The organism is Nonomuraea terrae, from assembly GCF_004348995.1.
Classification (GTDB): domain Bacteria; phylum Actinomycetota; class Actinomycetes; order Streptosporangiales; family Streptosporangiaceae; genus Nonomuraea; species Nonomuraea terrae.
The window spans coordinates 1-8,209 of the sequence record NZ_SMKQ01000291.1 but is presented as its reverse complement, the minus strand read 5'-3'; the positions used below and the strand labels follow the sequence as shown (position 1 = coordinate 8,209).

General features: G+C 67.7%; 12 protein-coding genes. 3 read left to right on the top strand and 9 right to left on the bottom strand.

What is annotated here, in order from left to right:
• Positions 1-716: ATP-dependent DNA ligase (locus E1286_RS43890; protein ID WP_484213930.1), on the bottom strand; the 716-nt coding region annotated here is incomplete at its 3' end.
• Between the two features lie 658 nt (positions 717-1,374).
• Here E1286_RS43890 and E1286_RS43880 point away from each other — a divergent pair.
• Together E1286_RS43880 and E1286_RS43875 are read left to right on the top strand one after the other, a co-directional pair.
• Complete coding sequence (locus E1286_RS43880; protein WP_132622827.1) at positions 1,375-1,584, top strand: hypothetical protein; 210 nt, start codon at positions 1,375-1,377, stop codon at positions 1,582-1,584.
• A gap of 201 nt (positions 1,585-1,785) precedes the next feature.
• A complete protein-coding gene (locus tag E1286_RS43875; RefSeq protein ID WP_132622825.1) occupies positions 1,786-3,042 on the top strand; it encodes a pentapeptide repeat-containing protein in 1,257 nt (418 codons plus the stop codon).
• Positions 3,043-3,233: 191 nt separating this feature from the next.
• Here the strand turns inward: E1286_RS43875 and E1286_RS43870 are convergent, their stop codons facing one another.
• Entirely contained in the window at positions 3,234-3,434 is a 201-nt protein-coding gene (locus E1286_RS43870) for a hypothetical protein (RefSeq protein WP_132622823.1), read from the bottom strand.
• A 298-nt stretch (positions 3,435-3,732) separates the two neighbouring features.
• On the opposite strand from E1286_RS43870, the gene E1286_RS43865 reads away from it, so the two are divergent.
• Positions 3,733-4,257 carry a hypothetical protein gene (locus E1286_RS43865; protein WP_132622821.1) on the top strand — a complete coding sequence of 175 codons (525 nt, stop codon included), beginning with the start codon at positions 3,733-3,735 and terminating at the stop codon, positions 4,255-4,257.
• A 149-nt stretch (positions 4,258-4,406) separates the two neighbouring features.
• Here the strand turns inward: E1286_RS43865 and E1286_RS43860 are convergent, their stop codons facing one another.
• From E1286_RS43860 to E1286_RS43830, 7 genes are read right to left on the bottom strand one after another with little or no spacing between them, the layout of a single operon-like run.
• Positions 4,407-4,964, bottom strand: a complete 558-nt coding sequence (locus tag E1286_RS43860; RefSeq protein WP_132622819.1) for a DUF6349 family protein — start codon at positions 4,962-4,964, stop codon at positions 4,407-4,409.
• Positions 4,954-5,400 (bottom strand): hypothetical protein, encoded by a 447-nt coding sequence (locus E1286_RS43855; protein WP_132622817.1) that lies wholly within the window; start codon positions 5,398-5,400, stop codon positions 4,954-4,956. The genes E1286_RS43860 and E1286_RS43855 overlap by 11 nt, the downstream gene beginning before the upstream one ends.
• Positions 5,397-5,885, bottom strand: a complete 489-nt coding sequence (locus tag E1286_RS43850) for a hypothetical protein (RefSeq protein ID WP_132622815.1) — start codon at positions 5,883-5,885, stop codon at positions 5,397-5,399. Before E1286_RS43850 ends, E1286_RS43855 begins: the two co-directional genes overlap by 4 nt.
• A gap of 11 nt (positions 5,886-5,896) precedes the next feature.
• Complete coding sequence (locus E1286_RS48945) at positions 5,897-6,667, bottom strand: hypothetical protein (RefSeq protein WP_187368315.1); 771 nt, start codon at positions 6,665-6,667, stop codon at positions 5,897-5,899.
• Complete coding sequence (locus E1286_RS43840) at positions 6,667-7,131, bottom strand: DNA-directed RNA polymerase subunit alpha C-terminal domain-containing protein (RefSeq protein WP_132622813.1); 465 nt, start codon at positions 7,129-7,131, stop codon at positions 6,667-6,669. Before E1286_RS43840 ends, E1286_RS48945 begins: the two co-directional genes overlap by 1 nt.
• Before the next feature lie 33 nt (positions 7,132-7,164).
• Positions 7,165-7,599, bottom strand: a complete 435-nt coding sequence (locus E1286_RS43835; protein WP_132622811.1) for a hypothetical protein — start codon at positions 7,597-7,599, stop codon at positions 7,165-7,167.
• Between the two features lie 39 nt (positions 7,600-7,638).
• Positions 7,639-8,097 (bottom strand): N-6 DNA methylase, encoded by a 459-nt coding sequence (locus E1286_RS43830; protein ID WP_132622809.1) that lies wholly within the window; start codon positions 8,095-8,097, stop codon positions 7,639-7,641.
• Between the last annotated feature and the right edge of the window lie 112 nt (positions 8,098-8,209).

Sequence of the window (8,209 nt, the reverse complement as noted above, 5' to 3'; positions counted from 1 at the left end):
TCGCCGGCTGCACACCGCCTGCGGCGACATCCCACCCGCAGAGTACGAAGCGATCCACTACCGTCACCAACAAGCCGCAGCGACCGCGGCAGAAACCAAGTAGCCGAGTCTCCACGAAACCCGGCGCAGTTCATGACGAGGCCCTCGACTCCAGCGACGTGCATCGTCTCGTACCAGGCTCGCGCCTTGGCCTCGTCCAGCGTGTGCATGCCGAGGGCGAGGACGCCGGCGGCCGGGAGGGGCGCGAACAACTGCTCCAGGAGCGCGCGGCGCCCACGTAGAGGCAGGCCGGTCACGTCGTGGCCGCGAAGCCGGAGCAGGTCGAACACCGCGAAGTGACACGGCTCGGTCTTGGCCAAGGTGGCGGCGCGGCGGCGCCCAGCGACGTTGCGGCGGTGCAGGGAGGAGAAGTCGAGGCGGCCGGTCGGCGCCCACCGTACGATCTCGCCGTCGAGAACGGTCCGCGCTGGGACGTGCTCGTAGACAGCCCAGACGACCTCGGGGAAAGTCTCGTTGAAACGGGCGCCGCGCCGGGACTGCAGGTTCACGCCGCGGTCGCTGTCGATGATGGCCAGGGCGCGGAATCCATCGAGCTTGGGTTCGTACGCCCACTGGCCAGGCCGTCCCAGCGGGAACTCGTTAACGGTCTTGGCGAGCATGGGCTCGATGGGGCCGCGCAGACGCGCGTGTTCGCGCTGGTGGAAAGGGGTGGGCACGTCCGGTTTCTATCGGCCGCCCAATCAGGACAAAATCCCTATTTGGTAGAATATGTCCCAAGGAATGGTCTAGTGGCCCACGGTGGGCTCATCGGTGATCTTCGGTGAGAACCACCATGGCGATCTTCGTCGAGAACCATGAGAACCTTCTCTCCGCTGAACATCTCCTACCTGCTCAGCAAGGAGCCGATCACCCTGGGACCTGGGCAAACCCCCGCAGCCTCCCTCACGAAGACCCCGGCAACCAGAGCCCGGACTACACGGACCGCAACCTCACAAGCCAGTTTCTTGCTGAACCACAACACGACCTCGCAAACCTGCGCTGACCTGCGCAAAGCCCGCAGTCACCTGCGGAGACCCCGAAGTCCTGCGTGCGAATAGAACCCTTTCCCGAAACTCGGGTGTGCACTTGGGAACATGGCGTCGGTGAACCGTACTAGCGTTGGACCACGACAAAACCCCAGCCGGACAGGGCTGGGGTTGAGTCGTGCACGAAGCCGAACCCCAGGAAGTGCCGGAGCGCCGCTTTAGTCCGTGCCAAATGCCAGTACACACACTAAGCGGCGGCGGTGCGCGCAAGCAACACGAACCGCGTACCTGACCTGCGCTTCCTGGGGATCGAGCCGGTCCTGTTACCTGTGCTAACCCAGGAGGTCAGGTGTTCAAGCGAACGCCGCCCAGTCCACCCCAGGACAAGCCCCCCGCCAGCGACAACGGCAGCGGCGGTGCCCAGAAGCCGCCCGGCCTGGCGATGTCCAACAAGGTCGCCATCGCCCTCATCATTATGGGGGGCTGCATCGCGCTCGTCGCGCTGAAGTACGACCCGCTCCCGCTGGTCGAGGCTATCGTGCGGCCCTTGCTGAAGTAGGTCCCCGCTGATGGCGGCCGGCCCCTCGATGCCGGCCGCCATCAGCGGGCCTGCACGATCAAAACGTCTCCCAGCGGTGCCAACGAGTGCTGCAATGGGGACGTGCTGTTACGACGCCGACCCCCCGCGGAAGTCGCCGCGCCCCCTGAGCCTATGTCTCCCCCGCAGCTTCGCACCCCTCGCTCGGCCGCCTTGTGGATCGTGCCGATCGCGCTGCTCGTCGTCGGCGTGATCGGCGGGGTCGCCTGGTGGCTGCTGTTCAAGGACAACCCAGGGCTGACCGACGCGCGCGGACGCCAAGGCGCTCTTCAGACCGCCCTCGCGGCCGGAGCCGGAGTAGGGGCAGCGGTCACGCTGATGCTGGCGTTCCGCCGCCAACGCCACCAAGAGCACACGGCGCACGTCACCGCCCACCTCACCGAACGCAACACCGAGTTGGCCAAGCGCAACGCTGACTTGGCCGACCGCAACGCTGCTCTGTCCGAGCAGGTAGCCGAGCACAACAAGCACGACGCCACCGAACGCCGCGTCACCGACCTCTACACCAAGGCCGCCGAACAACTCGGCCACGACAAGGCCGCCGTCCGCCTGGCCGGCCTGTACGCCCTGGAACGCCTCGCCCAGGACAACCCCGATCACCGGCAGACGATCGTCAACGTCATCTGCGCCTACCTCCGCATGCCCTACACGCCACCGACTCCGGTAGACCCGGAGGAGGAACGTAAAACCGCTCTGCGTGAAGCACGACGCCGCTACCACGCCGCCCGCACCTACAAGGGGATCGCCGGAACGGCTGCTGGACCATCTCCCATGAGCGCAGAGGCTGATCCAGAAGGTGAACGCCAGGTCCGACTGACGGCTCAAGGCATCTTGGCCGATCATCTGCGCGACAGGCGCCCCGCCGAGGAGCGCGACGCCGCCCCCGAAGATTCACGCTTTTGGCCAGGCATGGGCATCGACCTGACTGGTGCCACCCTAATGGAGATTGACTTTGAGTATTGTCACCCCGTCGCCGCCACCTTCGACGGAGCGACCTTCCTCGGGAACGCTTGGTTCCGCTGGGCGACCTTTGCCGGGGAAGCCTCCTTCGCCAGGGCGACCTTCTCCAGGAGCGCATGGTTCGAAACGGCGACCTTCTCCAAGTCCGCATGGTTCCGCAGGGTGACCTTTTCTGGGGAAGCCTCGTTTCGCGAGGTTACCTTCTCCGAGCAAGCCTCGTTCAACGGGGCCACCTTCTCCGAAGGCGCCTCGTTCGCCAAGGCGACCTTCTCCTGGCACACCGCGTTCGCCCAGGCGACCTTGTCCAAGGCGAACTTCGCCGAGGCGGTGGTGCGTGCGTCAGACGCTGACTACATATGGCCGACTGGGTGGCACCTGGAGACGTTGCCGGACGGTACTGGGCGCCTCGTCCGCGACGATGACGGCACTGCTCCTGGCGAGCCGCCGCCTTCAGCATGACCGTCTGCATCCCCGGGTATGCTGACGCCGGACCTGATGAGGCCAGCAGAAAGGCCGTCACCGCGCGAGGTGACGGCCTTTCTGTACGCCCGCGAGGGCACCGTGTCTAAAAACGATCCGATCCTGGAATGCGAGCGCTGCCCGCCCATCGCGGACGAGCAACGTCAGCGGCCGGACGGGAGCACCTTCCCCTACCGCGCCCTCCGCGCGTTCGGCCCGCCGACGAAACTGCGGGTGTTCTCTGTGGCGTAGGCCCACGGCAAGCCAGCTGCCTCGTCTTCGGCGGACACGCGCGAGAACGAATCGCTGTGATTGTCGATCACGACGTCTCCCGGCTGCCACTCCTCCGCCGTCGGTACGACCGCCGCGGCGGTCGCCTCCAACTCATTCACGACATCACCTCTGTGTTCCGGGCTGCTCTGCCGGGACGTCGCCCGCGCAGTCGTTGGTGAAGTCGGTCATGCCGCGCGCAAAACCCTCGCACAAGGCCCGATCGGCGGTGGCCAGCACCGGATACCCCTCCAACAGGACCTCGGTGTAGCCCTCCGGCGCGGGGAGCACTTCCCCGTGGCGCTAGATGTCCGGTAAATGTCCGGCCGCCGCCCTGTACACGACCCCAGTGAAGTCCGACACTTAACTCGCGGCGCCATCCGCGCGTCGCAGAGTGTCCGGACTTACAAAGGGAGGACCATGAAATCGAAGATAAGGCGCAGACTCTCGGCGCTCGCCGCGTTGCTCGCGCTGGTTTCAATGCTGTTCACGGTGACACCGGCTCAAGCGGCCGAGCCGACTGCCAATACAGTCGCCAATGCGACTGCAACGACAGATAAGGAGCACTCGGGCACGGCCGACATCGGACCAACAGCCTGGTTTCCTAACCTTACCCCACTCTATCCAGAGCATGGTGAGAACGTGGGGATTAAGATGACCACCGAAAGCCGGAACGCCATGCTCCATTCTTGCGCGCGAGGGTATGTGTGCGTTGCTGCTGGTCGAGGCGATGGTTATCACAACGTTTTCATTCTCTACAGCTGTACGCAACGAACGCTCACGGACTTCATCGGCGACGGCGCCATCATGAACAACCAGACCGATAACGCTACAGTGATCTTGAAAGACCAGAATGGGACAACTGTGGGATTCGTCGGCGTGCATAATCCACCTTCGCCGTTCCGTGTCCGCTGGGATCCTGTCTATTATCTCGACCCGTGCTGACGTAGCTCTATCTTGGGATTAACCTCGATTCTTCAGCTGGCCGGGTTGTGTGAGTGGCTCCGTGAACTGCCCGTAATGTCCCACCGCCGGATTGGGGCGGACCGTCGCATGACGCTGCGGAGGCGCCGGGGTCCACGGTCCCGGATGAGTCATGAGGGGATCTCCAAATCAAGATCAAGTGTGGTTTGAGGGTGAATGTCTCGCGTCCGCTTCGCCTGGTAGTACGCGGCGGCCAGGTCGTAGCCGCCGCCTGGCGCCTTGCCTGGCAGATGCCGGGAGAACCGGGAGTCGGATCGGATCGTGACGATCGGGCCGCCAGCCTCCAGCCAGCCGGGCGGGTAGGCACGCTTCACCTCGGACAGCCACCGCTCGTAGTTCGACTTCGGCACCTTCACGCCGGGCAGGTCACGCCAGCCGGGCCAGGCGTGGTCGTGCGCGTCCTCGATCGCGTCGGCGTTCCGGGATCGCGTCTCGCCTTCCCAGTCGCATCCCAGGCACGCGCCCCGGTAGAGCTGGCGCCACGTCGGCTCGTCGACGACCCGCGCGAGGAGGGTCGGCCGATGCTCGGGCGCGGTGGAGGTGAAGCCACCCCGGTCCCGCGCCCCGGGGTGGCCGAAGTAGATGCCCCACATGCCGCGCTGCTGCCCTGCGGGGGTCTGCTCGTACGCGGCCTGACGCGCGGCCGCGCCGCGCGGCTCACTGTCCATCGGGCTGTCCCTGCTCGGCGAGTGACCAGAGGATCAGCTTCATGGAGGGCCGAAGGTCGCCCTCCTTGCGGGTGCCGATCTCGCGCCGTACCAGGCCGTCGCGTTCGAGGCTGAGCAGCGCGTTTTCAACGCGGTCGCGAAACGGTATCTGGAGAGCTCTGGCAAGCATGCACCCCGTGATCCGCAGATGCGGGTACTTGCGCAGGTGCGCCAACACGAGCGGTTTGATCTCCGGGTACAGGATCACCCGCCGGTCGACGTTGCCCTGCAGCTCCCGCAGGTACCGCTGAACGGTCCGATCGGTGACGCGGAGATGTCGCCCGATCTCAGCCGTGTCGGTGACTCCGACCTGAAGGAGGTCTTCGACTTGCTTCTTCCGCGTGGCCCGCTTGCGCATGCGGGCGTCTCTGGCGGCCGCCCAGTGGTCGCCGCTCACCAGGGCCGCCCCCTCTCCAGGTCGTCGTCGGCGCGCACTCGGGGCTCGTCGGCCGCCGCCATGACGGCCTCGACCGCACCTTCCGCTGGCTGCAGCTGCGCGGCGGGCGGCTCCCAGTTGGGCAGGGCGGCGACCATGGCCAGGTACAGCCAGTCGGGCAGCTTGGACCACGACGCCGGGGAGGCTCCGTGCAGACGCTCGGTGACGGTCATCAGGCCGACATCGCCGTTCGCCTTCCGGTTCGGCCCGCTGGCCTCGTACAGCGAGAGCGTCCAGCCGGTCTCGGGCGTCCACACCCAGCGGTAGACGAGGTCGCGGGGGAAGAAGTCGCGCTGACCAGGCCGGACGATCGGCTCGGCGGCGCCGACCTCGTCTTCGACGGTCACCGTCACCTTCTTCCGCCTGATCGTCGTCCAACCGTGCGCGGCCGCGGCCGTCTCCGTGTCGGCGGCCGGCGGCGGGTCGAACAGGGCGTTGTCGTCCACGTGGGTTCCTTTCACAGCAGGGCGAGTTGTCCAAGTTGGGGGCGCGGCGTCGGCCGCCGCTTCTGAGGTGGGGGCTTGAGCCACGACGTGAGGTCGTATCCGCCGTCCCACGGATCGAGGTCGTCCGGAGGCGTGTCGAACAGGCTGGGCGGCGCAGGCGACTGGTCGTCGTCCTGGAGCAGGGCGTCGCGCCATCCGAGGACGGTCGGCAGGGCCTGGTCGGGGCCCGCCCATTGCAGGTAGGTGCCGTCGACGGAGTCGGCCCAGCTGACCATCCGGTAGCGCAGAAGGGAGTTGACCCGCCCGACGTGCACATGCTTGCCGAGCGAGGCGGCGACGCTGGCGAGGTTCGCCGCAGCGTCCGACAGCTTCCACGCGGTGGTGCCGCCGATGAACAGGGCGTCGAAGTCGTCCCAGTCCCACGGCGGGCAGAACTCCATGAAGTCCTGCGCGACCAGGGCGGCCGGTAGACCCATGGCGCGGATCTCCTTGAGCATCCGCCGTGACCGCGCCACGGTGGCGTACGCGTTGCCCACCACGTCTGGCGCGGTCACGAACAAGCTCCGGTCGGCGTGATCGACGAACCGCTCCAGGTACCGCAGGTACTTCACGTCGCCGGGGTAGTTGCCGCTGAACACCGCGTTGTCCACCGCGAACACGCCGTCGTCGGGCAGCCGGTTGCCGCTGGCGGGGGTGACGATGGCGCCGAGCCTGCCGGCGGCGATCTCTGCCCGGATCGAGGGCGTGGACGGCGGGGCGAGGTAGAGCGGCGGCGTGCGCATCAGCTGTCGGCCACCTTGCGGAGCACGGCCCGCAGCTCGGCGTACCTGCGCGGCCCGAGCTGCCTGATCCCGAGCAGGTCGGCGTCGCTGTAGGCGGCCAAGTCGCCGAGGGTGAAGATGCCTGCCCGCGCCAGCGCGTTCCGGACCAGGAAGCGCAGCGGCAGGTGGCCGAGCTCGGTGTCCAGCGGCTTCCGGGTCCGCCGCACCAGGTCGGCCGTTGTCGCGGTCTGGTCGGCGAGCTGGTCCACGATCTGGTCACGCCAGGCGCGGACCTGCCCGCCGTACTCGGCCGCCTTCTGGTGGTCGGGGCACATGCCGGGGTGGGCCTTGTCGCAGTGGAGGCAGTCGCCCAGCCACGGCCGTTCCTCGGCCTGGTCGGCGTAGTCGCCGAGCCGGTCAATGATGTGGTCCCAGATTCCGCTGGGCAGCGTGACGGTCAACATCCGGTCGGGGTTGTCAGCCATGAGCGGGGCCCTTCAAGGTCGGGGGGATGGTGGTCAGGCGGCGCGGCCGGCCTGGCAGATGCGGCACCACCGGTCGCGGGGCGACAGGAAGCTGCAGCTGTAGCGGTGGGTGCCGTGGAGGGTCAGCAAGTGCTGCTGGAACGCGTTGATCGCGCCGCCCTGGTGCAGGGCGGTCACCCACGGGCTGTCGAGCGCGGAGGCGTGCGGCAGGACGCAGCGGACGGCCGCGTTGCCGATGCCGCCCCAGCGCGGCCCGACGCCGACCGTCACGCCGGCGACGCTGACATGCACGGTCCGGCGGCCGACCGAGACGTCGATGCCGTCGACGGGCCGGTGGTCGCTCACCATGTGGCCGACGCACGGGTCGGGGCGGCCCCGGGGCCAGCCCACCTGAGCGTTGATCGCGTCGAGCGCGGCGACGATCGCCTCGGGGACGTCGTCGACGCACGGGCCGCTGTTCCAGGTCATGGGATCTCCCTTAGTCGCGCTGTTCTGCTTGCGAGAAGGTCAGGCGGCTGAAGTGACTTCGTTGAGGAGGGCCTGGGCCCGCTGTACGGCGGCCGCGAACTGGGCGGCCTCCATCAGCTGTTGGTGGTGCTCCCACACGGTCTTGCGGTGCTCGAACGCGACCCGCTCGATGTCGCCGACGGCAAGGGTGTCGCCGACGTGGATCAGCACGTTCGGGCCGAGGTCCCACACGACCGAGTTGACGGCGGCGCACGCCGCGGCGGTCGGGTTCAGCTCGCCCATCACCCAGTAGAAGTCGCGCGGGTTGAAGTCGAGCTCGCGCAGCCTGAGCGCGGCGGCGCGGACCATGCCGCCGGTGCCGGCGGCGGGCTCGCAGATCCTCATGCCAGGGGTGATGCTGCCGGGCTGCAGAAGCATGGAGGCCATCGCGTCGGACAGCGACGCCGGGGTGTGGAACTCGCCGAGGGCGTCGCGGGTGCCCTTGGACCGGAGTTCCATCAGGAGCGGGCTGAGCACGTCGGGCCGAGGGCGAGGAGCTGCTGTTCCAGCGACGGCCCGTCCGGGTCGCGCGCGTCCTCTTGGCCATGGGGTACTCCGTGGGTTGGGTGGG